Genomic DNA, 26637 nt, shown 5'->3' with positions numbered 1-26637 from the left:
ATCCACATCAAGGAGTTCTTTCATGTCTCTCCGCATCTCCCGCTTGGCCCGCCTGGGCTTGCTCACCGCTGCGCTCGTCGCCGCCGGCAGCGCCATGGCCCAGACCGCCATTTGCTACAACTGCCCGACCGAATGGGCCGACTGGGGCACGCAGCTCAAGGCTATCAAGGCCAAGACCGGCATCACCGTGCCGGCCGACAACAAGAACTCGGGCCAATCGCTCGCGCAACTCGTGGCCGAGAAGGCAAGCCCCGTCGCCGACGTCACCTACCTGGGCGTGACCTTCGCGGTGCAGGCCCAGAAGGACGGGGTGGTCGAGCCCTACAAGCCGGCAGCATGGAAAGACATTCCCGACGGCCTGAAGGACCCGGCCGGCAACTGGTTCACCATCCACTCCGGCACGCTCGGTTTCATGGTCAACGTCGATGCGCTCAAGGGCAAGCCGATTCCAAAATCGTGGGCCGACCTGCTCAAGCCCGAATACAAGGGCCTCATCGGCTACCTCGACCCCGCATCGGCCTTCGTCGGCTACGTGGGCGCGGTGGCAGTGAACGAAGCACGCGGCGGCACGCTCGACAACTTCGGCCCTGCCATCGACTACTTCAAGGCGCTGCAGAAGAACGAGCCCATCGTTCCCAAGCAGACCTCGTATGCGCGAGTGCTGTCGGGCGAGATCGCGATCCTGCTCGATTACGACTTCAACGCCTACCGCGCCAAGTACAAGGACAAGGCCAACGTCGCTTTCGTCATTCCGAGCGAAGGCACGCTGGCCGTCCCCTACGTGATGAGCCTCGTTGCCAAGGCACCTCACGCAGCCGAGGGCAAGAAGGTGCTCGACTTTGTACTCTCCGACGAAGGCCAGTCCATCTGGGCCAAGGCCTACCTGCGGCCGGTGCGCGCCGGTGCGATGCCGAAGGACGTGGAGGCGCAGTTCTTGCCGGCTACCGAGTACGCCCGCGCGAAGAGTGTCGACTACGCGCGGATGGCTGAGGCGCAGCGGGCGTTCTCTGATCGTTATCTGAAGGAAGTGCGCTAAGTGCGTTGTTCAGGGCGCGCACCCGCCGACGGGGTACCTTTCTCCGCGAATGTCCCCCGGCCTGCGGCCTCCTCCTTTATTTCGCTGCGCAAGGCACCCCGCCAGCGGGTGCGTTGTACGGAGCGGTCGTTGATCAGCGGTACACCAGGAGCGTGCCCCAGTGCACAGGGCATCGGGTGCTCCCCGCAGCGAAATAAAGGAGGAGGCGAAGCCGGGGGACATTCGCGGAGGGGAGTACCCGGTGGCCTTTGCACGCGCCCTGAACAACAGCACCCCGCAACACAGCGCGAAAAAAACTGAGATGAAGCAACCCAACGCCTGGAACCCACGCTGGCGCCTGCTGGCCTGCGCAGCTCCCGCGGCCGTGTTCTTCGCTGCCTTCTGGCTGCTACCGGTGGTGCGCCTGCTCACGCTGCCCGCGACCAAAGGCTGGCCCACCTACTTCGCCGTGCTGACCGACTCGCGCTATCTGCAGAGCATGGCCAACACCGTTGCGCTGTCGGTGGCGGTGACGCTGACGACACTGGTGCTGGGCGCGGCCGTGGGCATTTATCTTGCGCGCCATGCCTTCACAGGCAAGCGCATGCTGCTGTCGCTGCTCACGCTGCCGCTGTCTTTTCCAGGCGTGATCATCGGCTTCTTCGTCATCCTGCTCGGCGGGCGGCAGGGGTTGGTGGCCGACATCGGCGACAGCCTGTTCGGCGAACGCATCACCTTTGCGTACGGCCTGCTCGGACTGTTCCTGGCCTACCTGTACTTCTCGCTTCCACGTGCCATTGCAACCTACGCCGCCGCGGCCGAGGCCATGAACGTGCAGCTCGAAGAAGCCGCGCGCTCGCTCGGCGCCTCGCGCCTGCGCGTGGCGCGCGACGTATGGATGCCCGAACTGGCGCCCACCACGCTGGCCTGCGGCGCCATTCTGTTCGCAACCTCGATGGGCGCCTTCGGCACCGCCTTCACGCTCGCCAGCAAGTTCGAGGTGATCCCCATCACCATCTACAACGAGTTCACCAACTACGCCAACTTTGCACTCGCCGCATCGCTTTCGATTGCGCTGGGCCTCGTGACCTGGCTGGTGCTGTTCGTGGCGCGGCGCTTCGGCGCCAACCCCGTCGCACGCTGAATCGAGGAAACGCTCATGCGAAAGAAGAACACGCACCCCAAGGCGCCCTTCCTGCTGGCCATCACAGTGCTCGTGAGCATCTTCATGATCGCGCCGATGCTGCTGTCCGTCATGGCTGGCCTGGTCAACAACTACAGCGCGGGCCTGAAGAGCGGACTCACGCTGCGCTGGCTCGGCGAGGTGTGGGAGAACTACGGCGGCACCGTGGGTTGGTCGCTCGCGCTGGCAGCGGCCTGCGTGGTCGGCACCGTGCTGCTGGGCGTGCCCTGCGCCTATGCGCTGGCGCGCAGCCGCTCGCGCGCTGCGCACATCTTCGAAGAACTGCTCACGCTGCCCGTTGCGGTGCCCGGCCTTGCGACCGCGCTGGCGCTCATTCTGGCCTACGGCCAGCTCACGGCCTTCCGCCAGAGCTTCGCCTTCATCCTCGTGGGCCACATGGTGTTCACTCTGCCGTTCATGGTGCGCACCGTGAGCTCGGCCTTCCAGCGCGACGACCTGCTCGCGCTCGAGGAAGCCGCCCGTTCGCTGGGCGCGAACTTCCGCCAGCGCTTCATGGGCATCCTCGTACCCGCCGTGTTCCCCGCCATCGTGGCCGGCAGCCTGATGGTGTTCACGCTCTCGGTGGGCGAATTCAACCTTACCTGGATGCTGCACACGCCGCTCACCCGCACCCTGCCCGTGGGCCTGGCTGACAGCTATGCCTCGATGCGCATCGAGATCGGATCGGCCTACACGCTGGTCTTCTTCGCCGTCATTCTTCCGGTGCTGTGGGGGCTGCAGTACCTTGCCAACCTGATCCAGAAACGCCATGGAACTTGAACGCATTCCTATCGACATCGCCAACTGCGCGAAGACTTATGCAGACGGCACGCGCGGCCTGCTGCCGACCGACCTGCACGTGGAAGCGGGCGAAGTGCTTGCGCTGCTCGGCCCCTCCGGCTGCGGCAAGACCACACTATTGCGGCTGATTGCAGGGCTCGAGGCACCCGACGAAGGCAGCCGCATCGTGTTCGGTGGGCAAGACGTCACGCAGCGCCCGGTGGAACATCGCGGCGTGGGCATGGTGTTCCAGAGCTACGCGCTCTTTCCGCAGATGACGGTGGCCGCCAACATTGGTTACGGCCTTCGCATCCGCGGCGTGGCGCCCGAAGAAGAAAAGCGCGCCGTGGGCGAACTGGTCGACCTGACGCGGCTCGGCGGGCTTGAGAACAAGCGCCCCGCCGAGCTCTCGGGCGGCCAGCGCCAACGCGTGGCACTAGCGCGCGCGGTTGCCGTGCGCCCGCGCGTGCTGCTGCTCGACGAGCCGCTGGCCGCGCTCGACGCCAAGCTCAAGGAGTCGCTGCGCGACGAACTCGCAGAACTGCTGCGCCGCCTGCACATCACGGCCATTCACGTCACTCACGACCAGCAGGAGGCGATGGCCATTGCCGACCGGCTCGCAGTGATGAGCGCCGGGCGCATCGTGCAGATCGGCCGCGGCGAAGAGCTGTACCGCGCGCCGTCACACCCCTTCGTGGCGGAGTTCCTGGGCCGGGTGAATCGGCTCACGCGCAAGCCCGACGCCATTGCGCAAGGCGTTGTCCGACTCGGCGGAAGCACACTGCCTTGCCCGCCCGCCTGGCGCGACCATGCGATGCTCCTGGTGCGACCCGAAGACGTGGAGGTGAGCGCGCCGCAGCCCGGCTGGGGGCTTGCCGCAGTCGAACGCCGCACCTTTCTCGGCGACCGCGTGCAGCTGCAGCTGCGCACGCAGGACCAGTCCTTGCTGGTAGCCGATGTAGGCCGCGACACGCCTTTCGGCCCGGGTGATCCGGTCGGCCTTCGCATCCAGCCCGATCGCCTAATGACGTCGCAGGAAACCAGCGCATGAACACGGCAACGACACAAGACACCACCTTCCTGGCGCAGCTGACGGACCTGCACATCCGCGAGCCCGGCCGCCTGGCGTACGGCCGCATCGACACCGCGCCCTACCTGGAGCGCGCGGTGCAATCGGTGCTGCGCCTGCCGCAATTGCCCGACGCGGTGGTGATTACGGGCGACCTGAGCGACTTCGGCCGCGCGGCCGAATACGAGCACCTAACGCGTCTTCTGGCACCGCTGACCATGCCGGTGTATCTGATGCCCGGAAACCATGACGACCGCGACCAGCTGCGCCGCAGCTTTCCGGGCCACGGCTACCTGGCGGCGGGCGTGGGCTCCGCCGGTTTTGTCCAATACTCGGTGCGGGTGGGCGCGCTGCGCCTGCTGACGCTCGACACCTGCGTGCCGGGCGAGAGCCATGGCGCCCTCTGCAACGAACGGCTGGCGTGGCTGGAGCAACAGCTCGAAGCCTGCCGGGGCGAGCCCGTGGTCATTGCCATGCACCACCCCCCTTCCAGACGCTGATCGGCCACATGGACGAGATTGGCCTGCTGCAGGGCGCCGAGGCACTGGAAGCGCTGGTCGCGCGGTACCCCAACGTCGAACGCGTGATCTGCGGGCATCTGCACCGCGCCATCGACGCGCGCTTCGGCGGCACCATTGCATCCACTTCGCCCGCACCGGCCCACCAGGTCTGCCTGGACCTGGCACCCGACGCGGCCTCTGCGTGGACGCTGGAGCCGCCGGGTTTCCGGATTCACGCCTGGTCTGCGCGCAGCAGGCGGCTGGTCACCCATTTGGCGGCTTCCGGCACATTCGAGGGCCCTTTTCCTTTCCACGACAACGGAGCACTGATCGATTGAGCCCATAGTGTGGAAAATGGGGCTGAAGAAAACGAACCAAAACGAAAAGGATAGAAACCGGCACCCATGAAGCATCTTCTGAACCTGCTCGCCGCCGTCGCACTGCTGGTGTGGGGCACGCACCTCGTTCGAACGGGCGTGCTGCGCGTGTTCGGGGCCAACCTGCGCAAGATCCTCGTGCAGAGCATGCGCAACCGCTTCACCGCCGCGCTGTCGGGCATCGGTGTGACCGCGCTGGTGCAATCGAGCACGGCCACGTCGCTGATGACTTCGTCCTTCGTGGGGCAGGGCCTGGTCACGCTGCCGGCGGCGCTGGCTGTGATGCGCGGGGCGGACGTCGGCACGGCGCTCATCTCGGTGCTGTTCTCGGCAGACCTTTCGTGGCTGTCGCCGATGTTCATCTTCGTGGGCGTGGTGCTGTTCATTTCGCACTCGGCCAGCGTGGCGGGCCGCGTGGGCCGGGTGCTCATCGGCCTGGGGCTGATGCTGCTGGCGCTGCAGCTGGTGGTGGAAGCCACCGAGCCGCTCTTCTCGGCCCCGGCCGTGCGGGCGCTGCTGGCCTCGCTCAGCAGCGACGTGCTGCTCGAAATCACCATTGGCGCCGCGCTCGCCATCGTGGCGTATTCCAGCCTGGCCGTGGTGCTGCTGGTGGCGGCCATGGCAAGCTCCAACGTGGTTCCGCTCGACGTGGCGCTGGGGCTGGTGCTCGGCGCCAACCTCGGCAGCGGCTTGCTGGCCGTGCTGACCACCGCCAAGTCGGCCATACCGGTGCGGCAGGTCACGGTGGGCAACCTGCTGTTCAAGGCGCTCGGCGTGGCGATCGTCGCGCCCTTCGTCGGGCTCTGGCTGCGCTACGTGCAGCCACAAGTGCCCAACGCGACCCACGGCGTGGTGCTGTTTCACCTGGCATTCAACGTGATCATCAGCGTGGGGTTCATCGGCCTCACGCAGTGGGTGGCAACGCTGGTCACCAAGATGCTGCCGGTGCCGCAGCAGCCGGCCACTTCCACGCGGCCGCACCACCTCGACCCTTCGGCGCTTTCAACGCCTTCGCTGGCCATTTCGAACGCGGCGCGCGAGGCGCTGCACCAGGCCGACATCGTGGAGACCATGCTCATCGGCACGCTCGACGTGATCCGCCACAACGACCTGCGCCTGTCGCAGGAACTGCGGCAGCTCGACGACACGGTGGACGAGCTTTACTCGGCCATCAAGTACTACATGACGCGCATCTCGCGCGAGGCACTGGGCGAAGAAGAAAGCCGGCGCTGGACCGACATCATCAGCTTCACCATCAACATGGAGCAGATCGGCGACATCATCGAGCGCGTGATCATCGACATCGAGGACAAGAAGATCAAGCCGCAGCGCAACTTCTCGGCCGCCGGCATGGCGGAAATCGTGGAACTGCATGGCCGGCTGGTGGCCAACCTGCGGCTGAGCATGAGCGTGTTCCTGAACGGCAATGTGCGCGACGCGCAAAAGCTGCTCGAAGAAAAAGCCCGCTTCCGCGACCTTGAACGGGCCTATGCCACCACCCACCTCGACCGGCTGTCCGACCGCACCACGCTGAGCATCGAGACCAGCTCGCTGCACATCGACCTGATCAGCGACCTGAAGCGCATCAACTCGCACATCTGCTCCATCGCCTACCCGATCCTCGAGTCGGCCGGCGCGCTGGCACCGAGCCGGCTGCGTGAATCGCGGCTGGGGAAGATCGAGGGCTGAGTTTTTTTGGGGGCGGCCTGCAAGCGCAGGCCGGCAGGCAAACGTCAGTGCGCGACCGGGAACGGCGAGCGCATGAACTGCTCCTGGCGGCGGCGCAGGCAGAAGTCGATCAGGTCGTCGATTTCCGTGGCCTTGTCGAACACCGCATCGGCGCCGAGCTGGGTGCACTTGCGGCGCATTTCGGGGGTGAGATGGTTGCTGAGCACCACCATCTTCTGTGCCGGCTCACGGTTGCGGCAGGCCTCGAGCACGCTGAAGCCGGTGCCGTCCTTCAGGAACAGGTCGACGATGGCAAGGTCCCATTGCGCGAGGTTGCTCGTCAGCCAACGCGTACCCTCCCGCTCCGATTCCGCCTGGCCCACCGGGTCGACCCTGGCCACTTCGCGCAAGGTGCCCAGCAGGTTTTCGCGGATGGTGGGGTTGTCCTCGACAACAAAGGTTCTAACGGTGTCCATGGTGGCGGCGTTCCTCAAGCTTTGTAGCAGGCTACAAATTGCACCCGGCACAAGACGAAGGCATGACACCCCATCGCGGGTAGGACAAGGCTGGCCCGTCGCCGGGCCGGCCGTGGCGCACTATCAGAGCCTCAAAGCGTGAGGATCGTGCAGCCCGTGGTCTTGCGCGCTTCGAGGTCGCGGTGCGCCTGCTGCACGTCGGCCAATGCGTAGCGCTGGTCGATCGGGATCTTGACCGCACCGCTCTGCACCACCGCGAACAGGTCGTCCGCCATGGCCTGTGTGCTCTCGCGCGTGGAAATGTGCGTGAACAGCGTCGGGCGCGTCACGTAGAGCGAGCCCTTCGAGGCCAGCGTGCCAAGGCTGATCGGCGGCACGGGGCCCGAGCCGTTGCCGAACACCGCCAGCAAACCGAACGGGCACAGGCACTCGATCGAGGCTTCCCAGGTGTCCTTGCCGACCGAGTCGTACACCACCTTCACGCCCTTGCCGCCGGTGATCTCCTTCACCCTGGCCGCGAAGTTCTCGGTGCTGTAGTTGATGGCATGCGCCGCGCCATGCTCGAGCGCAAGCTTGCACTTGGCGTCGCTGCCGGCCGTGCCGATCAGCTGCAGGCCCAGCGCCTTGGCCCATTGGCAGGCGATCAGCCCGACCCCGCCGGCCGCGGCATGGAACAGCACGAAGTCGCCCGGCTGCAAGCCTTCCGCGGGCAGCGTCTTCTTCAGCAGGTATTGCGCCGTGAGGCCCTTGAGCATCATGGCCGCGCCGGTCTCGAACGAAATGGCGTCGGGCAGCTTGCAGACGCACTTGGCCGGCATCACGCGCAGTTCGCTGTAGGCCCCCGGGGGCTGGCTCGCATAGGCGGCGCGGTCGCCCGCCTTGAGGTGCGTGACACCCTCGCCCACCGCCTCGACCACGCCCGAGGCTTCCATGCCCAGCTGCAAGGGCATCTGGAAAGGGTAGAGGCCGCTGCGCTGATAGGTGTCGATGAAGTTCAGGCCCACGGCCTTGTGGCGGATGCGTATTTCGCCGGGCCCCGGCTCGCCGACCTCCACGTCGACGATCTTCAGTTCTTCGGGACCGCCGTGGCGGTCGATACGAACGGCTTTGCTCATCATCTTTGCAGTCTCCAAGGCTCGCGAAAAAGAAGACGCGCATCGTGCCACGTTTGGCCTTTCCGCGGCGGCGGCGGGCAATGCCCGGTAGAGTCGGCGGCCATGCAGATTCAGCAGCGCCTCACGCCCTTCACCGTCTTCCTGCTCACCGTGCCGCCGCTGCTGTGGGCCGGCAATGCGGTGGTCGGCCGCATGGTGCGCGAGCTGGTGTCGCCGCTCACGCTGAACTTCGTGCGCTGGGTCATCGCCTTCGTGCTGTTGCTGCCGCTTGCATGGCCCGTGCTGCGCCCCGGCAGCCCGATGTGGGCGCACTGGAAGCGCTATGCGGTGCTGGGGCTGCTCGGCATCGGCTGCTACAACGCCTTTCAGTACCTGGCGCTGCAGACCTCTACGCCAATCAACGTCACGCTGGTCGGCTCCAGCCTGCCGCTGTGGATGCTCGCGACCGGCGCTGTTTTCTTCGGCGCCCGCGTCAGCGGCCGCGAGATCGGCGGATCGGTGCTTTCGATGCTTGGCGTGCTGCTGGTGCTGAGCCGGGGCGAATGGCGGCAGCTGCTCGGGCTGCGCTTGGTGCCGGGCGACCTGTACATGATCCTGGGCACCATTGCCTGGGCTTTCTACAGCTGGATACTGGCCCGCACGCGCGAGCCTCAAGCCGTGCGGCAAGACTGGGCCGCGTTTCTCATGGCACAAATGGTGTTCGGTCTTGCGTGGTCAGGCGGGTTCGCGGCGGGAGAGTGGACGCTGGCGGACGCGCGCATCGTGCCGGGCTGGCCCCTTTTCGCGGCCCTGGCCTTCATCGGCATCGGGCCCGCCGTACTGGCCTACCGCTGCTGGGGCAGCGGCGTGCAGCATGCCGGGCCGCAGGCGGCGAGCTTTTTCATGAACCTCACGCCGCTGTTCGCCGCGCTGTTGTCGGCGGCGTTCCTCGGCGAACCGCCGCACTGGTACCACGGTGCGGCCTTCTTGCTGATCGTGGGCGGCATCGTGGTCTCATCTTCATCCAAACGTTGAGACCACGAGGCGCGCTCAGTAAGTGCCGGGGTAGGCGCCGCCGTCGGCCAGCACGTTCTGTCCGGTCATGTAGCCGGCCTGCATGCTGCACAAGAAAGCGCAGATGGCGCCGAACTCGGCCGGCGTGCCGAAGCGCTTGGCCGGAATGTTCTTCTTGCGGGCTTCCCACACAGTGTCGAAGTCCTGGCCCGTCTTCTGGGCCGTGCCGGCCATCGTGCCCTTGAGGCGGTCTGTGTCGAACGAGCCGGGCAGCAGGTTGTTGATGGTCACGCCCTGCGCCGCGATGGCCGTGCGCGCCACGCCCGCCACAAAGCCGGTGAGGCCGCTGCGCGCGCCGTTCGAAAGGCCCAGGATGTCGATGGGCGACTTCACTGAGCTGGAGGTGATGTTGACGATGCGCCCGAAGCCGCGCTTGGCCATGCCGTCGACCGTGGCCTTGATGAGCTCGATGGGCGTGAGCATGTTGGCATCGACCGCCTTGATCCACGCCTCGCGGTCCCAGTTGCGGAAATCGCCAGGAGGCGGGCCGCCGGCGTTGGTCACGACGATGTCGAAGTCATGGCCCAGTGCGAACACAGCCGCGCGGCCGGCCTCGGTCGTGATGTCGGCCGCCACGTGCTTGACGAAGGGTGCCGGCGAGCCTGCTGCCGCCGCGGCCAGCTTGGCAGCCGCGGCTTCGAGCGCCTCGGCGCCGCGCGCCACGATCACCACGTTCACGCCTTCGCGCACCAGCGCTTCGGCGCAGCCGTAGCCAAGCCCCTTGCTCGCGCCGCAAACCAGCGCGGTCTTGCCTGCAATGCCCAGATCCATGTTTTTTCTCCTGTACTGCAGGGGCGCTAGCGCCCCGTGCGTGTGAAAACGAAGATGCCCGCAATCACGAGCACCGTGCCGGCCGCGATCCACGCGGTGAACGGCTCGCCAAGTATGACCACCCCCATGAGGATGGTCGAAAGAGGCCCGATCATGCCGGTTTGCGCAGCCATGGCCGGGCCGATGCGCTCAATGGCCATCATGACCATCAGGACAGGCACCGCCGTGCAAACCGTGGCATTCAGCACCGAGAGCCAGATGACCTCGGGCGCCACCTGCATCGCAACGCTCATCGGCCGCGTGAGCACGAACTGCAGGATGCACAGCACGCAAGCCACGGTGGTTGCCAGGCCCACGAGCCGGAGCGACCCGAGCCGCTTGACGAACTCGCCGCTGTAGACGAGATAGCCCGCATAGCTCACCGCGCTCAGGAACACCAGAAACGCGCCCCACGCCGCCGCCCCGCCGCCCTTTCCTCCGCCGCCGGTCCAGAGCTCATGCCCGAACACGAGCAGCACGCCGGCATAGCTCACGATCATGCCCATCACTTGCGGCCGCGTTGCGCGCCGCCGATACAGGAGCCAGCCGAACAGCAGCACCAGCGTGGGGTTGAGATAGAGAATCAGCCGTTCGAAGCTGGCCGAGATGTATGCGAGCCCCGCGAAGTCGAGAAAGCTCGCGAGGTAGTAGCCCGAGAAGCCGAGCCCGATCACGCCAAGCCAATCGCGAAACGTGAGCGCAGGCTTGCCGCGCCCTGCCCACCACGCCATCACCGCGAAGAGCGGCAGCGCGAACAGCATGCGCAGCATGATCAGCGTGATGGCGTCCACGCCATGCCGGTAGGCCAGCTTGACGATGATGGCCTTGCCGCTGAACGCGATGGCGCCCAGCGAAGCGAGGATGAGGCCGGGCGCAATGCTCTTTGCGCCGCCATGTGCGGAGGGAATGCCGGTCTGTACGGCGGACTTGGTCATCCCTCGATCATCGCGCGGTCTTCAATAGCCTGCAGCCACGCCGTCGCGGCGCGGATCGCTGGCGGCCACATAGCCTTCCACCGACGGATCGCCCGCGCGCCAGATGAACTGGCCGGCGCCAAAGTCCTGGTACGAGTCGTTGATCACGTCGAGCTGGTGGCCGAGGTCGCGCAGGCCTTGCACCGTGTCCGGATTCATCGCGGCCTCGACATTGATCTCGAGTCCCGCATTGAAGCGCCAGCGCGGCGCGTCGCAGGCGGCCTGCGGGTTCTGCTTGTAGTCGAGCATGCGCACCAGCGTTTGCATGTGGCCTTGCGGCTGCATGTTGCCGCCCATCACGCCAAAGCTCATCACCGGCTGGCCGTCCTTGGTAAGGAAGGCCGGAATGATGGTGTGGAAGGGCCGCTTGCCCGGTGCGACGACGTTAGGGCTTTCAGCCTTGAGGCTGAAGCCGTGGCCGCGGTTCTGCAGGCTGATGCCGAACTCGGGCTCCACGCAACCCGAGCCGAAGCCCATGTAGTTGCTTTGGATGAAGCTCACCATCATGCCGCTCTCGTCAGCGGCCGTGAGGTAGATGGTGCCGCCCTTCACGGGATTGCCGGCCTTGAAGTCCTGCGCCTTTTTCACGTCGATGAGTCTCGCACGCGATGCCAGGTAGGCGTCATCGAGCATGTGCGCGGGGGTCACCGTCATCGACGATGGCTCCGACACGTAGCGGTACACGTCGGCAAAGGCGAGCTTCATCGCCTCGATCTGCAGGTGCTGCGAAGCGACCGAGTCGACCGGCAGCGAAGCGATGTCGAACTTCTCGAGAATGCCGAGCGCGATCAGCGCCGCAATGCCCTGGCCATTGGGCGGAATCTCGTGCAGCGTGTGGCCGCGGTAGTCGCGCGAAATCGGCTTGACCCACTCAGGCTGGTAGGCCGAGAGGTCGGCCACCGTGAGCGCGCCGCCCTGCTCCTTCGAAAACCTGGCGAGCGCTTCAGCGATTTCGCCGCTGTAGTAGGCCTCGCCCTTGGTGCGGGCAATGGCCTTGAGAGCGCGTGCGGCAGCGGGAAAACGAAACAGCTCGCCGATCTCGGGTGCGCGGCCCCAGGGCAGAAAGCTTTGCGCGAAGCCCGGCTGCGACTCGAGCAGCGAGGTGGCCGCCAGCCACTTGCCTTGCACCACCGGCGGCACGAGGTAGCCGCGCTCGGCAATCTCGATGGCCGGCGCCATCAGGTCGGCGAAGGGCAGCTTGCCGAAGCGGTCGCTCAGCGCCACCCAGCTGCGCACGGCGCCCGGCACCGTGACCGAATCGATGCCGCGCATGGGCGGCGTGGCGGCAGCGGCGCCGTACTTGGCCTTGAAGTATTCAGGCGTCCAGGCCTTGGGTGCGGGACCGGAGCCGTTCAGGCCATGCAGTTCCTTGCCGTCCCACAAGATGCAGAACGCGTCGCTGCCAAGGCCGTTGCTCACCGGCTCGACCAGCGTCATCACGGCCGCCGTGGCAACGGCCGCATCGACGGCGTTGCCGCCCTGCTGGAGCATGCGCAGCCCGGCTTGCGACGCCAGCGGGTGCGAGGTCGACACCACGTTGCGCGCGAAGATCGGAATGCGGGTGGAGAGATAGGGATTGTTGAAATCGAAGTTCATGTCGGTTTGTCTCGTTACTCGTTGGTGATCTTGCGTTCGACCACGATCTTTTTCCACTTGGCCGCATCGGTGGCCACCATCTTCGCGAACTGCTCGGGCGTTCCGGCAGTGGCGGGTTCGATGCCCAAGCGCGAAAGCTTGTCCTTCACCTCGGGGTCGCCCAGCGCTTCGTTGGCCGCCTTATTGACGCGCGCCACGATGTCCGCCGATAAACCCTTCGGTCCATAGAAGCCGAACCAGGTATTCGATTCATAGCCCGGCAGCGTGTCGGCAATGGGCGGCAGCTCCGGCGCGAGCGGGCTGCGCTTGAGCGTGGTAACGCCGAGCGCACGCAGGCGTCCGTCGCGCACGTGCGGCATGCCCGTAGGCAGCGAGTCGAACAGTACGTCGATCTTGCCGCTGATCAGGTCGGGAATGGCAAGCGCCGTGCCCTTGTAGGGAATGTGCGTGACGAACACGCCGGCCTGCGCCTTGAAGAGCTCCGCCGTGAGCTGCACGATGGTGCCGTTGCCGCTGGAGGCGTAGTTGAGCTTGCCGGGGTTCTTCTTTGCATGGTCGATCCATTCGCGCACCGTTTTCGCGGGCGAATTGACCGGCACCAGCATGATGCTGGGCGCATCGCCCACATGCGCGATGGGCGAGAAATCGCGCACCGTGTCGTAAGGCAGCTTGCTGGTGATGGCCGGGCCGATCGAGTGCGTGCTGGTGGTGGCCAGCAGCAGCGTGTAGCCGTCGGCCGGCGCCTTGGCCACCAGGTCGGAACCGATGGCACCGCCGGCCCCCGGCTTGTTGTCGATGATCAGCGTGGTGCCGAGCTTGTCGCCCATCTTCTGCCCGAGCGTGCGGGCAAAGAGATCGGTGGCGCCGCCCGCGGGGAACGGCACGACGAGCCGCACCGGCTTGTTGGGATAGCCCTGGGCGAAGCTGGCTGTGCTCGATGCAGCCAGGCAGAGCGCTGCGGCAACCCCTTGAAGGAACTGGATTCGTTTCATGGTGCTGGATTCTGGCCCGGTAGAGAAACCTTGCATGCTATGCAGCCGCCGGTCATCAAGCCAGATAATCCACCTTATTCAACTATGAACCTGGTTTATGGCAAAGAACGCCGCCGAAGAGGTCTCGCTGCAGCAGTTGCGGGCACTGGCAGCCGTCGCTGAAACCGGCAGCTTCACGCTGGCCGCGGAAACCCTGCAACTGACCCAGCCCGCGATCAGCCACCTGATCAAGCGCATGGAAGAAGAGATCGGGCAGCCGCTGGTGGTACGTGGCCGCCGCATCCAGCTGACGAGCGCGGGCCAGGTGATGGTCGAAACCGCCGTGCGCGCGCTGCGCCTCATTGATGAGTCGGTAGACGCCTGCCGTTCGCAGTCGCAGTTGCGCGAAGGCCGCGTGGTGCTGGCGGTGGGCCACCTGACGGCCGGCGCCCTGCTGCCGCCGATGCTCGGCCGCTTTTCGCAGAAACACCCCACGCTGGCCACCACGCTGCTCGACAGCACCGCCGAGCAGATGATTTCCCGCCTGCTTTCGCAGGAGGCCGACCTGGGCTTTGGATCGGACATCGGACAGAAGCACTCGGAGCTGGCCACCGAGCCGCTGTTTACGGAGCGCATGGCGCTTTTCGTGCGCGAAGATCATCCGCTGGCGCAGCGCGTGGTGGTTGACGCCAGGCACCTGGAAGCTCTGCCTTTCATCCACGTCAACCCAGACGCCAATGTGTGGCGGTCAGTCAGCCGTCAACTATCCAGCATGGCGAATGTGTACCCGCATGTGGTTCATCACGTGTCGATGCTGTCGACGGCATTCGGCCTGATCCAGGCAGGTGCCGGAGTGGCGCTGCTGCCGCGCTATGTCGAAGTGTTGATGCCGGGCAACCTGCGTGCGGTGGCGGTCACGCGCCCGACTCTGGAGTACCCGGTAGTAGCCGTTCGGCTGGCCAAGCACCCGCTCAGCCCTGCCGCGCTAGCTTTCCTGGCCATGGCTCGGCAGCATATGAAACCACCGAGAGCTGGCAAGCCGTAGGGTTTCTTGGTTCGCGTCGCTGTGCAATTGGCGTCGATGTTCAGGGCGGCGCACCCGCCGACGGGGTACCTTTCTCCGCGAATGTCCCCCGCCTTCGGCTCCTCCTTTATTTCGCTGCGCAAGGCACCCCGCCAGCGGGTGCGAGTTCAGAGCACTGGTTGATCAGCCGTACACCAGCGGCGTGCCCAAGTGCACAGGGCATCGGGTGCTCCGCGCAGCGAAATAAAGGAGGAGGGGCGCAGCCCCGGGGACATTCGCGGAGGGGAGTACCCGGTGGCCTTTGCACCTGCCCTGAACAACAGCCTCCAACCCACCCAAGCCGCCGAAATGAAAAACGGCGCCCAAAAGGCGCCGTTCGAATAAAGCCGGAAGACGAAAATCAGTCTTCGACGAAAGCCTCTTCGCGCTTCGCCTTCACCGCCGGCAACAGCACGATCACCAGCAGCAGTGCAGCGGCAAGCAGCAGTCCAAGCGAGATCGGACGGGTGACGAAAACGCTCCAGTCACCGCGCGAGAGCAGCAGCGAACGGCGCAGGTTTTCTTCCATCATCGGCCCCAGGATGAAGCCCAGCAGCAACGGCGCAGGCTCGCATCCCAGCTTGAAGAAGGTGTAGCCCACGAAGCCGAAGATACCGACCATCCAGATGTCCCACGTGTTGTTGTTCGTGGAGTACACGCCAATGGCGCAGAACAGCACGATCGCGGGGAACAGGAACTTGTAGGGCACCGTCAGCAGCTTGATCCACATGCCGATCAGCGGCAGGTTCAGGATCACGAGCATTGCATTGCCGAGCCACATCGAGGCGATCAGGCCCCAGAACAGTTCGGGGTTGCTGGTCATCACCTGCGGGCCCGGCTGGATGTTGTGGATCGTCATTGCGCCCACCATCAGCGCCATCACCGCGTTGGGCGGAATACCCAGCGTCAGCAGCGGAATGAACGAGGTTTGCGCACCTGCGTTGTTGGCTGCCTCGGGTGCTGCCACGCCGCGGATGTTGCCCTTGCCGAACGGTACTTCGCCCGGATGCAGCTTGGTCTTCTTCTCGATGGTGTAGGCCGCGAAGGCCGACAGCAACGCACCACCACCCGGCAGGATGCCGAGCGATGAACCCAGTGCCGTGCCGCGCAGCACGGCCGGGATCATGCGCTTGAAGTCTTCCTTGGTCGGAAACAGGCCCGAAACCTTGGCGGTGAACACTTCACGCTCGTCGTCGGGGCGCGAAAGGTTGGCAATGATTTCGCCATAGCCGAACACGCCCATGGCAATGGCGACGAAGCCGATGCCGTCGGTCAGTTCCGGAACGTCGAAGCTGTAGCGCGCCACGCCCGAGTTCACGTCGGTGCCCACCAGGCCCAGCAGCAGGCCCAGCACGATCATGCCGATCGCCTTGAGCAGCGAGCCCGAAGCCAGCACCACGGCGCCGATCAGGCCCAGGATCATCAGCGAGAAATATTCGGCCGGGCCGAACTTGAAGGCCAGCTCGGTGAGCGGCGGCGCAAAGGCAGCCAGGATCAGGGTGCCGACGCAACCGGCAAAGAACGAACCCAGGCCCGCCGCGGCGAGCGCCGGACCTGCACGGCCCTTGCGCGCCATCTGGTAGCCGTCGATCACGGTCACCACCGACGAGGATTCGCCTGGCAGGTTCACCAGAATTGCGGTGGTGGAGCCGCCGTATTGCGCGCCGTAGTAGATACCGGCCAACATGATCAGCGCCGACACGGGCGGCAGCGCGTACGTGGCGGGCAGCAGCATTGCGATGGTCGCAACCGGGCCGATGCCCGGCAGCACGCCGATCAGCGTGCCCAGGATACAGCCGCCAAGGCAGTACAGCAGGTTCGTGAAGGTAAAGGCAACGCCAAAACCCATCGAGAGGTGGTCAAACAATTCCATGTGAGCAGCTTTCTTCTCAACCGGTGATGAAGGTCGGCCAGACCTGGATCTGCAGCTTGAGCGCCCAGATGAATGCAACGTAGCTGCCGACGGCCAGCACGGTGGCCAGGATCAGCACGGTAGGCAGCTTGAACTCGTGGCCCGCAAGGCTGGCGATGAGCACGAGCGCGTAGATCGCGATGATCATTCCCATGGCCGGCACGCCGAGGCTCGGCAGGCCGCCGAGCAAGATGCCGAAGGCGACGTTGGCGCCCAGGATGAAGATCACCTGCTTCCAGGCCCACTTGCCGATCTTTTCGCCGTCGGTGGTTTCAACGGTCAGGCCGCTGAACATGATCCCCAGGCCAATGACGGCCATCAGGATGCCCAGCATCAACGGGAAGTAACCCGGACCCATGCGAGCGCCGGTGCCTACGCTGTAGGTGGTGGCGCCCCATGCGAACGCCGCGCCCACTACCGTAAACATCAGGCCCGAGAAAAAGTCTTTCTGACTCTTGATTTTCACGAACAGTCTCCTCGAACAAATTTCGATGCCGGATTGTCGAGTCAGCCAGTGGTCAGGCCGATGTGGATTCCACTAACGAAAGGCCTAGGGATAACCCGAAAGACTTCACCGCGCAAAATCGCGGAACGCCGGAAAACCGGCTCCGCCGGGGCTCATTCCAGGGGCGGCGTCGCGCTCAGTACTTCTTCGACCGTCGTCACGCCCTCGGCCACGCGCAGCGCGCCCGCCAGGCGCAGCGGGCGCATGCCGTCGATCACCGCCTGCCGACGCAGCCCGGCCAGGTTGGGCTCCTTGTTGACCTGGCTCTTGAAGTCTTCGCTGATGCTCAGCAGTTCGTACAGGCCCATACGGCCCATATAGCCCGTCATGCGGCAATCGACACAGCCCACGGGTTTGTAGGCACGCACCGAACCGGTGATCTGCCATGGCTTGACGATGGCTTCGAGCTTCTCGCGCGTGACCGTATCGTCGGGCTGCTTGCAGTTGGGGCACAGCGTGCGCACCAGCCGCTGCGCCAGCACGCCGAGCATCACGGCGTTGATGAGGTACGAAGGCACGCCCAGCTCCATGAGCCGCGTGATGGCGCTCGGCGCGTCATTCGTGTGCAGCGTGCTGAACACCAGGTGGCCGGTCAGCGCGGCCTGCACCGCCATCTCGGCCGTGGCCAGGTCGCGGATTTCGCCGACCATGATGATGTCCGGATCCTGCCGCATCAGTGCGCGCAGGCCTTCGGTAAAACCGAAGTCCAGCTGCGGCTGCACCTGCGTCTGGTTGAACGAAGGCTCGATCATTTCGATCGGATCTTCGACCGTGCTCACGTTGACCTCTTCGGTCGCCACGCGCTTGAGCGTGGAGTACAGCGTGGTCGTCTTGCCGGAGCCCGTCGGCCCGGTCACCAGAATGATGCCGTTGGGCCGCGTGACGAGTTGCTCCCAGCGGTGCGCGTCATGCTGCGAGAAGCCGAGCGCGTCGAGATCCTTCACCGCCGTGTCGGGGTCGAAGATCCGCATCACCATCTTCTCGCCGAAAGCGGTCGGCAAGGTGGAAAGCCGCATTTCGACTTCGTCGCCGCGCATGTTGCGGGTCTTGATGCGGCCGTCGAGCGGGCGGCGCTTTTCGACCACGTCCATGCGCCCCAGCAGCTTGATGCGCGACACCATCGCGTTCATCACGCCCATGGGCATCTGGTAGGCCGGATGCAGGATGCCATCGATGCGAAAGCGGATCACGCCCTGCTCGCGGCGCGGCTCCAGGTGAATGTCGCTCGCGCGCTGGTCGAACGCGTATTGCCACAGCCAGTCGACCACCTGCACCACGCTCTGGTCGTTGGCGTCGAGCTGCTTGGTGCTTTTGCCCAGTTCCACCAGCTGCTCGAAGCTCGCGCCGCCGGTGTTGCCCCCGGCCTTCTGCGCGGCGCGCACCGACTTGGCGAGCGCAAAGAACTCGGCCGTGTAGCGCTGGATGTCCGTCGGGTTGGCCACCACGCGGCGCACAGTGCGGCGCGCCTGGCGCTCTACCTCGGCAATCCAGTCGGTAAGAAACGGCTCGGCCGTGGCCACCACCACCTCGGTGGGCAGCACCTGCACCGGCAGCACCTTGTGGCGCTCGGCATAGGCCGCGCTCATGGTGTCGGCCACCTTGCCCACGTCGACCTTGAGCGGATCGATGCGCAGGTAGCTGAGCCCCGCACGGCCGGCGAGCCATTGCGTGAGCATTTCAAGGTCGAGCGGCTTGCCGTCGCTTTCGCGCGTCATGGCCACGTTGGCAAGCCGCACCAGCGGCGCCTGCCGGCTTTCGGCCTGGGCACAGCGCGCAATGGTGCGCTTGGCCTCCACCGGCGAGATCACGCCGTCGGCGGCGAGCCATTCGATCAAACGGCGCAGGTCGAGCGGGCCCTCGTGACGGGCAGGCGAAGGTTTGGATGCGGAAGCAGCGGGAACAGCGCTCATGAGCCGGAAGGTCGGGTGAGAGTGGGATTCAGCGGTTTGAACACACGCAGCCATTTAGGCGCGGGCAGGCCCCATCGAGTCTGGATCGTTTGGGCGCGCTCGGCAAGGGCTTCGCGCTTCGGGCGGCTTGGCGTGCGCTGCGCCAGCACCACCGTGTTGCCTTCGCGCGTCGGCTTGAAGGCCCATACCGTATCGGCGCCGAATGCGCCGGCAATTTTCTCGAGGCTGCGCTCGTAGCTCGACGAGCGGCCAAAGAGATTGACCGTCATGCAGCCGTCTTCGGTGAGCAATGCGCGGCAATCGGCATAGAAGTCTTCGCTGTCGAGCACCGGCGCCGCGGCCTCATGGTCGTACAGGTCGACCTGCAATGCGTCCACCGTGCCCTGCCATTCGGCCTTGCGGATTTCGAGCGCGGCATCGGCAATGACCACGCGCAGCTTCGGGTCGTCCGCCGGCAGCTTGAACCAGCCGCGGCAAGCCGACACCACCTGCGGGTTCAGCTCGATGGCCGTGGTGCGCATGCGCAAGGTCTTGCGGCAGAACTTCGTGAGCGTGGCCGCGCCGAGGCCGAGCTGCATCGCGTGGCGGCTTGCCACGCTTTTCGCGTCGGCGAACAGCAGCCAGGCCATCATGCGCTGCACGTATTCGAGCTCGATCTCGAACGGCGCATCGAGCTTCATCGAGCCCTGCACCCATTCGGTGCCAAGGTGCAGGTAGCGGATATCGCCCCAGTCGGAAAAATTGACTTCAGGAAGGACGGGGGTTTTGCTCGTGGCCATCAGATAAGTTTGTGGGCGTCGAAGACGTCGCGCCAGGCCGCGAGCTTGCGCTCGAAGCTCCACGACGCATTGGCGGGGCTGGTGGAAGGCAGCTGGTAGACCGGCACGCCCAGGGTGCGCGTGTGGCGCGCATGCTTGAAGCTTTCGCCGCCGTTGTGGGCAATGGCGGCAAGCTTCGGCAGATGCAGGCCGGCTATGTCGTTGGCAACGGGTGCGCGAATGGCCGAATCAAGGCTGCCCTCGCGCTCGCAGGCCGCATACACGTCCCACACGCCCAGCCCGCGCGCGAGCAGCCACTTCTTCTTTTCGGGATAGCTGTCTGCGCCCATCGGGAGCGGGTGTTGGGGCCAAACGGCTTGCAAGATTTTCCAGAACTGATTTTGCGGATGCGCATAGTACTGCTGCTGCTCGAGCGATCGAACGCCCGGGAAGCTTCCGAGGATCAGCACCACGGTGTCCGGCGAGACGACGGGCGCCAGGCCTGTGAGCACTGCGCTCGATGTATCGGGAGGGGTCGGTGGTTTCATGAACAGCCTCTATCTTGGCACTGTCGGCGCTTTCGATCGCCCATGAAAAAACCCGCCGAAGCGGGTTGTGCGGAAGGCGAGCGCCGGTTATTTCTTGGCGGCTTCGTGTTCGGCGGTGCCGGGCACCTTTTCACCGATGGCCTTGCCGGTGCTGCGCATGCCGTCGGCTGTCTTGTGGCCGGCGGTTTCAACCGCATCGCCCGTCTTGGCGGCCACGTTCTTGGTGGCGTTGGTGGCCTTCTTGGTGGTGCGCTTGGTGGCGTCCCATGCCTTCTTGGTGCCGCGTTCGGTGGCGTTCACGGCCTTCTTGGTGGTGGTCTTGGTCGCATCGACTGCGTCCCTGCCGGCTTCCTTCACCTTTTCGGTGGTGGTGGGCTCGGCGGTGGTCGTTGCGGGCGCGGCGGTTGTCGCGGTTTGAGCCACGGCGGACACGCCGATGGAAGCAAGCGCGAGGGCCAGAACGACGGGCACGGTGCGAACGAAAGATGTGGTCATGTAAAGACTCCTTTTTGGATGAAGTGTCGGAGTGACGAACTTGCCACTGAACAAACAACGCCACTTCGAACACCGAGGATGACAGTAAAAAAGGAGCCTCCGCTTGCGCAAACGCAACTCGGGACATCGGCCTACGTGCGCTGCGGCCTGCGCTCCGACAAGGAAAGAAGGCTTTCGAGCCGCGGTATGGCTTCCAGCGCATTCCGGGTCGTGGCCTCGGCCAGTTCATCGACGCCGATGCCGCGCAATTGCGCCACCACTTCGGCGATGCGCGGCAGTTCGCCGGGCTCGTTGCGCCCCTGTGCTTCACCGGCCGCGCGCTGGGCCTGGGTGCGGTAGATCCAGTGCGGCTGGATGTCGGGTGCGTCGGTTTCCATCACCATCGATTCGAGCGGCAAGGTGGCTGCGAGGCGCCGCAGCTGCAACGCGCGATCGAAGGTCACGGCGCCGCCGAAGCCCAGCTTCAGGCCGATGTCTATGCAGGCCTTGGCCTGCTGCTCGCTGCCGTTGAACGCATGGGCAATGCCCCGCCACGGTCGGCCGCCCGCTGTCTGCCGCAAATGCTTGAGCACCTTGTCGACCGAGCGGCGCACATGAATGAGCACCGGCAGGTCGTGTTTGCGCGCGAGTTGCAACTGAGTGTGAAAAAAGTGCTGCTGCTTGTCGCTGTCCAGACCGTCCACGAAGTAGTCGAGGCCGATCTCGCCGACCGCAACCAGGCGCGGGTCGCCTCGGCGCGTTGAGAGCTCGGCATCGAGCGCCTCCAGGTCGGCCTCTTGCGCATTGCCGGTGCACAGCGGGTGGATCCCGAGCGCATAAGCGTCGCTCTGCACGTGCGCCAGCTCACGCACGGTTGCAAAGTTGAAGGCGGCAACGGCCGGAATGACGCACAGCGCCACGCCCCGTTCCGCAGCGCGGGCCCGGATGAGCGGCATTTCCGCACCGAATTCGGGCGCGTCCAGATGGCAGTGGGTGTCGATGAATACAGCCATGGCGAGATGATGCCCGAAGGGATGCAAGGCAGAAGAAAGCGTGCTACTGTGAACCCCTCACCCGTCATCCCTTGCCGGAGGTGTTTCGATGCGCAGGCCCGCCTTCTACAGCCGTTCGCCCCGCACGCTGCCTCAGGCGGCCGATTCCGCGGCCGCCGATCAGGCCGTGCCATCGCCCGAAGGCGGAGGCAATGGCGCGCCGCCGGATTCACCCGTTTCTCCACCGCAAGGCAAGCCGCGCTGGCAGCCTGGCCGGCGCAGTTTTGCGTTCTTGGTGGTGCTGTGCGCCATTGCGGTCGGCAGTGCATGGTGGCCGCGCCAGGGCGCCAGGGCACTCACGCAAAAAGACATCGACTCGGCCGTGCTGCGCACGCTGCAGACCAACACCCTGCCCTCGCCCGCCGCCAAGGCGGCCGAGATCGTGCGGCCTTCGGTGGTTCGCGTGGTCGGCTACGGCCCCGAAAAAGCCACTCCCGAGGCCAAGACCCAGAAGCGCGGGCGCAATCTTGCGAAGGGCAAGCCGCCCGAAGCCGACCCGCCGCCGGGCGAAACCGAACGCGGCGTGGGCACTGGCGTGGTCATCGTCGACAAGGGCGTCATCCTCACCAACCTGCACGTCGTGGCCGGCGCCGAGACCATCAAGGTCACTTTCTCCGATGGCCTCGAAGCCGTGGCCACCATCACCGGCGTGCAGCCCGAGAACGATCTTGCGGTGCTGCAGGCGCAGAAGATTCCCGACGACCTGATTCCCGCCGTGATGCGCTCGACGGCCGACCTGCAATCCGGCGACCAGGTGGCCGCGGTCGGCTTTCCGTTCGGCATCGGTCCTTCGGTATCTGCTGGCGTGGTTTCGGGCCTGAAGCGCTCGTTCCGCTCGCCAGAGGGCAAGCAGGAGCTGGGCAACCTGATCCAGTTCGACGCGGCGGCCAACCCCGGCAATTCGGGCGGCCCACTGATCAACATGGACGGCGAGGTGCTCGGCATCGTCACCGCCATCCTCAACCCTACGCAGCAGCGCACTTTCATAGGCATCGGGTTTGCCGTGCCCATCGAGAACGCAGCCTCCGCCGCCGGCTCGCCGCCGTTCTAGCAGCCTGACGGAGGACCGACCCATGCTTTTCGATTGATTACAGAGAGGCCATCGCATGAGCACCGAGACCCCCTTTTCCACGTCTTCCGCCACGGCCGAGCTGATGGAGCAGATCCTCTACGAGGTCAAGCGCGTGGTGGTGGGCCAGGACCGCTTCCTGGAGCGCGTGATGGTCGCGATGCTCGCGGGTGGCCACCTGCTGGTCGAAGGCGTGCCCGGTCTTGCGAAAACCCTCACCATCAAGACGCTGGCCGACACCGTGCGCGGCCAGTTCAAGCGCATCCAGTTCACGCCCGACCTGGTGCCGGCCGACCTGGTCGGCACGCGCATCTACAACCAGAAGACGGGCGAGTTCAGCACCTCGCTCGGCCCGGTGTTCGCCAACCTGCTGCTGGCCGACGAAATCAACCGCGCGCCGGCCAAGGTGCAGAGCGCGCTGCTCGAAGTCATGCAGGAGCGGCAGGTCACCATTGCGGGTGAAACGCACAGGGTGCCGCGCCCGTTCCTCGTCATGGCCACGCAGAACCCGATCGAGACGGAGGGCACTTATCCGTTGCCCGAGGCACAGGTCGACCGCTTCATGATGAAGGTGCTGGTCGACTACCCGAGCGACGAGGAAGAGTTCGTCATCGTGCAGCGCGTGATCGGCACCATGGTCGAGGTCAATCCGGTGGCCACCACCGAGCAGCTCGCGGCCCTGCAGGCCGAGGCACGGCGCGTGTATGTCGACCCTTCGCTCATCCAGTACGCGGTAAAGCTCGTATCGGCCACGCGCACGCCCGACAAGCACGGCCTGAAGGACATGCACCGCTTCATCACCTTCGGCGCCAGCCCGCGAGCGAGCATCAGCCTCACCGAAGGCGCACGCGCGCTTGCGCTCCTGCGCGGCCGCAGCTACGCCCTGCCTGAAGACATGACCGCGCTGGTGCCCGACGTGCTGCGCCACCGCGTGACGCTTTCCTACGAAGGCCTGTCCGAAGGCCTCACACCCGACGGACTGATCGAGAAGATCATGAAGGCCGTTCCCGCTCCTCCCAAACCTCTTGAACATGAAAAGCTGGTGGCGTAAGGCCCCCGCGGCCGCAAACGACGAACGGCTCAATGCACAGGCCGGTGGAGCGGAACGCGCGCTGCGCCGGCTCGAATGGACCGTCATCCGTCGCCTCGACGGCTTGCTGCAGGGCGACTACCGCACGCTGATGCGCGGCACCGGGCTCGACCTGGCCGACCTGCGCGAATACCAGCACCATGACGACGTGCGCCACATCGACTGGAACGTCACCGCGAGGCTGCAGGTACCGCACGTGCGCGTGTTCACCGAAGACCGCGAGATGTCCGCGTGGTTCGTGCTCGACCTGAGCCGCTCGGTCGACTTCGGTTCCGGCCTCAAGGCCAAGCGCGAGATCTCGGCCGGCTTTGTCGGCGTGCTCGCGCGCCTGCTCACGCGCCACGGCAACCGCGTGGGCGCGCTGGTCTACGGGAGCGACCTCGAAGCGGTGATTCCGCCGCGCAGCGGCCGCCGGCACGTGCTGCACCTGCTGCACGCCATGGAACGCCGCGCCGACAAGATCGAGAAGGCGCCCACGCAAAAAGGCATGACGCGCCTCGCCGACCTGCTGAAGTCGGCCGCTACGCTGATGCCGCGCCGCTCCACCGTGTTCGTGGTGTCCGACTTCTTGAGCGAGCCCGGCTGGGAGCGCCCGCTCGGCCAACTCGTGCAGCGGCATGAAGTGATTGCCGTGCGCCTGTTCGACCCGCTCGAGCTCGAGCTGCCCGACCTGGGCCTGGTGCCGCTGCGCGATGCCGAAACCGGCGAGCAGCTATGGGTCGACACCCACGATGCCGGTTTTCGCAAGCGCTTCGCCCGCCTGGCGGCCGAGCGCGAAGCCACGCTGCGCGCCTCGCTCGCAAAGGCCGGCGTCGATGCACTCGAGCTTTCGACCAGCGACGACCTGGTGGAAGCCATCGTTCGTTTTGCCGACATGCGCAAGCGCCGCACGCGCATCGGCTCGGGCAGCATGAAGGCGGTGGCAGCATGACATTTCTCTGGCCTCAATTCCTCTGGTTGCTGGCGGCCTTGCCGCTGCTGGTGTTGCTCTACATCTGGCTGATCCGCCGCAAGAAGAAGCTGGCGGTGCGCTATGCCAGCCTCTCGATCGTGCGCGAGGCCATGGGCGCCGGCCAGAGCGTCAGGCGGCATATTCCGCCGCTCCTCTTTCTGCTGGCCATGGCCGCGATGCTGGTGGCCGCTGCAAGGCCGATGGCCGTGGTGCTGCTGCCTTCGAACCAGCAGACCATCATCCTTGCGATGGACGTGTCCGGCAGCATGCGCGCGGCCGACGTGCTGCCCAACCGGCTGGTGGCCGCGCAGGAAGCCGCCAAGAGCTTCATCAAGGACCTGCCGCGCCATGTGAAGGTGGGCATCGTGGCCTTTGCAGGCAGTGCGCAGGTAGCGCAGTTGCCCACCACCAACCACGACGACCTGATCACCGCCATCGACAGCTTTCAGCTGCAGCGCGCCACGGCCACCGGCAATGCCATCGTGGTGTCGCTCGCCACGCTGTTTCCTGATGCGGGCATCGACGTTTCGCAGTTCAGCGCACCCAGCCGCCAGCGCGGCACGCCCATCGACCAGACCGAAAAGCAGGCGAAGGAGTTCACGCCGGTCGCACCGGGCTCCTACACCTCGGCCGCGGTGATCATGCTCACCGACGGCCAGCGCACCACCGGCGTCGATCCGCTCGACGCCGCCAAGGCGGCGGCCGACCGCGGCGTGCGCATCTACACGGTGGGCGTGGGCACGGTCGACGGTGAAACCATCGGCTTCGAAGGCTGGTCGATGCGCGTTCGGCTCGACGAAGAAACGCTCAAGGCCGTGGCCAACAAGACCAATGCCGAGTACTTCTATGCGGGCACCGCCGCCGACCTGAAGAAGGTGTATGAAACGCTGAGCTCCAAACTCACTGTCGAGAAGAAGGAAACCGAGATCTCGGCGCTCTTCGCGCTGGGTGCGGCCATCCTCACGCTGTTGTCGGCAGGGCTCTCGCTGCTCTGGTTCAACCGGATTCTTTAGCTTCGGCCTTGGCGGCGGCCGGCAGGCCGGCGAGCACCTCGCGCAAAATTTCTTCGGACAAGGCCTCGTCGTCCATGGCGCGAGCCAGCACCACGCCGCCGTACATCGACGCCAGGATGCGGATCGCGTCGCCGCGGGCGTTCTTCTTCGACCGCCACGGAAACTTGCTCGCGAACCGCTCGATCAGCACCTTGAAGTAGGCCGTCAGCGGCGCACCGATGGCTTGCTCGCTCCCCGGTTGGCCGGCGTGCGCGGCAAATGCCGCCACGAGGCAGCCGCCGGCGCGGCTGTCGCGGTGCTCGCGGCTCAGGTAGCTCCGCACATAGCCGCGCATGCCTTCGGGCGTTTGTGCGGCCTCATCCAGATGGACAAGCGCGGCATCCCCCGCATGGACGATGCACTCCGCCATCAGCGCTTCCTTCGAGGCGAAGTGGTTGTAGAACGGGCCGTGCGTGAGCCCGGTGGCTTTCATGATCTCGCTCACGCTCACGCCGTCGAAGCCGCGCTCCTTGAAGAGGCGCGAGGCCTCGGCAAGGATCTTCTGGTGCTTTTCGGCGGTTTCCGCTGCGGGGTATCGCATGTGACCTCTTTCTGTTCCGGGGTACTTCAAGGCATGGCTTGACGCTAAGCATGATACCCATCATGCTTCGACACCTCAAACATGATGGTCATCATGCTTGCAGTGAGCCAGATCTTCCAACCAA

The 26637-nt window shown here is 65.5% G+C and carries 25 protein-coding genes and 1 pseudogene; 12 read left to right on the top strand and 14 right to left on the bottom strand.

The features are described 5' to 3' along the window. The first annotated feature begins 22 nt into the window (after nt 1-22). From M0765_RS15760 to M0765_RS15735, 6 genes and pseudogenes are all read left to right on the top strand, one after another. On the top strand, nt 23-1036 hold the full coding sequence (locus M0765_RS15760) for an ABC transporter substrate-binding protein (RefSeq protein ID WP_258504536.1): 1014 nt from the start codon (nt 23-25) through the stop codon (nt 1034-1036). A 301-nt stretch (nt 1037-1337) separates the two neighbouring features. Further along, on the top strand, nt 1338-2159 hold the full coding sequence (locus M0765_RS15755; RefSeq protein ID WP_258504535.1) for an ABC transporter permease: 822 nt from the start codon (nt 1338-1340) through the stop codon (nt 2157-2159). A 15-nt stretch (nt 2160-2174) separates the two neighbouring features. Beyond that, nucleotides 2175-2978: an ABC transporter permease gene (locus M0765_RS15750; protein WP_258504533.1), complete on the top strand. Its 804-nt coding sequence runs from the start codon at nt 2175-2177 to the stop codon at nt 2976-2978. Continuing rightward, entirely contained in the window at nt 2968-4029 is a 1062-nt protein-coding gene (locus M0765_RS15745; RefSeq protein ID WP_258504531.1) for an ABC transporter ATP-binding protein, read from the top strand. Before M0765_RS15750 ends, M0765_RS15745 begins: the two co-directional genes overlap by 11 nt. Beyond that, nucleotides 4026-4885: pseudogene (locus tag M0765_RS15740) on the top strand (phosphodiesterase). Before M0765_RS15745 ends, M0765_RS15740 begins: the two are co-directional and overlap by 4 nt. 66 nt (nt 4886-4951) lie before the next feature. Next, the gene (locus M0765_RS15735; RefSeq protein WP_258504529.1) at nt 4952-6613 is read left to right on the top strand and encodes a Na/Pi cotransporter family protein; all 1662 of its coding nucleotides are present in this window, start codon (nt 4952-4954) and stop codon (nt 6611-6613) included. 44 nt (nt 6614-6657) lie between these two features. Here M0765_RS15735 and M0765_RS15730 read toward each other — a convergent pair whose 3' ends face one another. Next, nucleotides 6658-7068, bottom strand: a complete 411-nt coding sequence (locus tag M0765_RS15730) for a response regulator (protein WP_258504528.1) — start codon at nt 7066-7068, stop codon at nt 6658-6660. A 131-nt stretch (nt 7069-7199) separates the two neighbouring features. Then, on the bottom strand, nt 7200-8183 hold the full coding sequence (locus M0765_RS15725; protein ID WP_258508283.1) for a quinone oxidoreductase family protein: 984 nt from the start codon (nt 8181-8183) through the stop codon (nt 7200-7202). Nucleotides 8184-8285: 102 nt separating this feature from the next. Between M0765_RS15725 and M0765_RS15720 the strand changes: the two genes are divergently transcribed. Beyond that, entirely contained in the window at nt 8286-9197 is a 912-nt protein-coding gene (locus M0765_RS15720) for a DMT family transporter (RefSeq protein WP_258504526.1), read from the top strand. Between the two features lie 15 nt (nt 9198-9212). Here M0765_RS15720 and M0765_RS15715 read toward each other — a convergent pair whose 3' ends face one another. From M0765_RS15715 to M0765_RS15700, 4 genes are read right to left on the bottom strand one after another with little or no spacing between them, the layout of a single operon-like run. Then, nucleotides 9213-10007 (bottom strand): SDR family oxidoreductase, encoded by a 795-nt coding sequence (locus M0765_RS15715; RefSeq protein ID WP_258504524.1) that lies wholly within the window; start codon nt 10005-10007, stop codon nt 9213-9215. 26 nt (nt 10008-10033) lie between these two features. Continuing rightward, complete coding sequence (locus M0765_RS15710) at nt 10034-10981, bottom strand: DMT family transporter (RefSeq protein WP_258504522.1); 948 nt, start codon at nt 10979-10981, stop codon at nt 10034-10036. Nucleotides 10982-11002: 21 nt separating this feature from the next. Then, entirely contained in the window at nt 11003-12616 is a 1614-nt protein-coding gene (locus M0765_RS15705) for a gamma-glutamyltransferase family protein (protein ID WP_258504520.1), read from the bottom strand. A 14-nt stretch (nt 12617-12630) separates the two neighbouring features. Continuing rightward, nucleotides 12631-13608, bottom strand: coding sequence for a Bug family tripartite tricarboxylate transporter substrate binding protein (locus M0765_RS15700; protein WP_258504518.1), 978 nt, complete (start codon nt 13606-13608; stop codon nt 12631-12633). Between the two features lie 97 nt (nt 13609-13705). Here M0765_RS15700 and M0765_RS15695 point away from each other — a divergent pair, with 97 nt between their 5' ends. Next, complete coding sequence (locus M0765_RS15695) at nt 13706-14632, top strand: LysR family transcriptional regulator (RefSeq protein ID WP_258504516.1); 927 nt, start codon at nt 13706-13708, stop codon at nt 14630-14632. A gap of 379 nt (nt 14633-15011) precedes the next feature. Here the strand turns inward: M0765_RS15695 and M0765_RS15690 are convergent, their stop codons facing one another. The 7 genes from M0765_RS15690 to M0765_RS15660 all read right to left on the bottom strand — a co-directional run bounded on the left by M0765_RS15690 (nt 15012) and on the right by M0765_RS15660 (nt 21770). Next, a complete protein-coding gene (locus M0765_RS15690; RefSeq protein ID WP_258504514.1) occupies nt 15012-16523 on the bottom strand; it encodes a tripartite tricarboxylate transporter permease in 1512 nt (503 codons plus the stop codon). Between the two features lie 16 nt (nt 16524-16539). Then, nucleotides 16540-17028 carry a tripartite tricarboxylate transporter TctB family protein gene (locus M0765_RS15685; protein WP_258504512.1) on the bottom strand — a complete coding sequence of 163 codons (489 nt, stop codon included), beginning with the start codon at nt 17026-17028 and terminating at the stop codon, nt 16540-16542. 152 nt (nt 17029-17180) lie between these two features. Next, nucleotides 17181-18977 (bottom strand): GspE/PulE family protein, encoded by a 1797-nt coding sequence (locus M0765_RS15680; protein ID WP_258504511.1) that lies wholly within the window; start codon nt 18975-18977, stop codon nt 17181-17183. Beyond that, a complete protein-coding gene (locus M0765_RS15675; protein ID WP_258504510.1) occupies nt 18974-19756 on the bottom strand; it encodes a spermidine synthase in 783 nt (260 codons plus the stop codon). Before M0765_RS15675 ends, M0765_RS15680 begins: the two co-directional genes overlap by 4 nt. Further along, on the bottom strand, nt 19756-20283 hold the full coding sequence (locus tag M0765_RS15670) for a DNA-deoxyinosine glycosylase (RefSeq protein ID WP_258504508.1): 528 nt from the start codon (nt 20281-20283) through the stop codon (nt 19756-19758). Before M0765_RS15670 ends, M0765_RS15675 begins: the two co-directional genes overlap by 1 nt. Nucleotides 20284-20370: 87 nt before the next feature. Then, the gene (locus tag M0765_RS15665; RefSeq protein ID WP_157612668.1) at nt 20371-20778 is read right to left on the bottom strand and encodes a hypothetical protein; all 408 of its coding nucleotides are present in this window, start codon (nt 20776-20778) and stop codon (nt 20371-20373) included. Nucleotides 20779-20909: 131 nt separating this feature from the next. Next, a complete protein-coding gene (locus M0765_RS15660) occupies nt 20910-21770 on the bottom strand; it encodes a TatD family hydrolase (RefSeq protein WP_258504506.1) in 861 nt (286 codons plus the stop codon). A gap of 88 nt (nt 21771-21858) precedes the next feature. On the opposite strand from M0765_RS15660, the gene M0765_RS15655 reads away from it, so the two are divergent. From M0765_RS15655 to M0765_RS15640, 4 genes are read left to right on the top strand one after another with little or no spacing between them, the layout of a single operon-like run. Continuing rightward, nucleotides 21859-22860: a S1C family serine protease gene (locus M0765_RS15655; protein ID WP_258504505.1), complete on the top strand. Its 1002-nt coding sequence runs from the start codon at nt 21859-21861 to the stop codon at nt 22858-22860. A 55-nt stretch (nt 22861-22915) separates the two neighbouring features. Then, entirely contained in the window at nt 22916-23929 is a 1014-nt protein-coding gene (locus M0765_RS15650; RefSeq protein WP_157612665.1) for an AAA family ATPase, read from the top strand. Continuing rightward, nucleotides 23910-24899, top strand: a complete 990-nt coding sequence (locus tag M0765_RS15645) for a DUF58 domain-containing protein (RefSeq protein ID WP_258504503.1) — start codon at nt 23910-23912, stop codon at nt 24897-24899. Before M0765_RS15650 ends, M0765_RS15645 begins: the two co-directional genes overlap by 20 nt. After that, entirely contained in the window at nt 24896-25933 is a 1038-nt protein-coding gene (locus tag M0765_RS15640; protein WP_258504502.1) for a VWA domain-containing protein, read from the top strand. The genes M0765_RS15645 and M0765_RS15640 overlap by 4 nt, the downstream gene beginning before the upstream one ends. Here the strand turns inward: M0765_RS15640 and M0765_RS15635 are convergent. Next, complete coding sequence (locus M0765_RS15635) at nt 25917-26513, bottom strand: TetR/AcrR family transcriptional regulator (RefSeq protein WP_258504501.1); 597 nt, start codon at nt 26511-26513, stop codon at nt 25917-25919. The genes M0765_RS15640 and M0765_RS15635 overlap by 17 nt on opposite strands. Nucleotides 26514-26637: the final 124 nt, after the last annotated feature.

Source organism: Variovorax sp. S12S4 (genome assembly GCF_023195515.1).
Lineage (GTDB): Bacteria > Pseudomonadota > Gammaproteobacteria > Burkholderiales > Burkholderiaceae_C > Variovorax.
The sequence above is the reverse complement of the archived record's forward strand: the minus strand, read 5'-3'. Positions and strand labels throughout refer to the sequence as shown.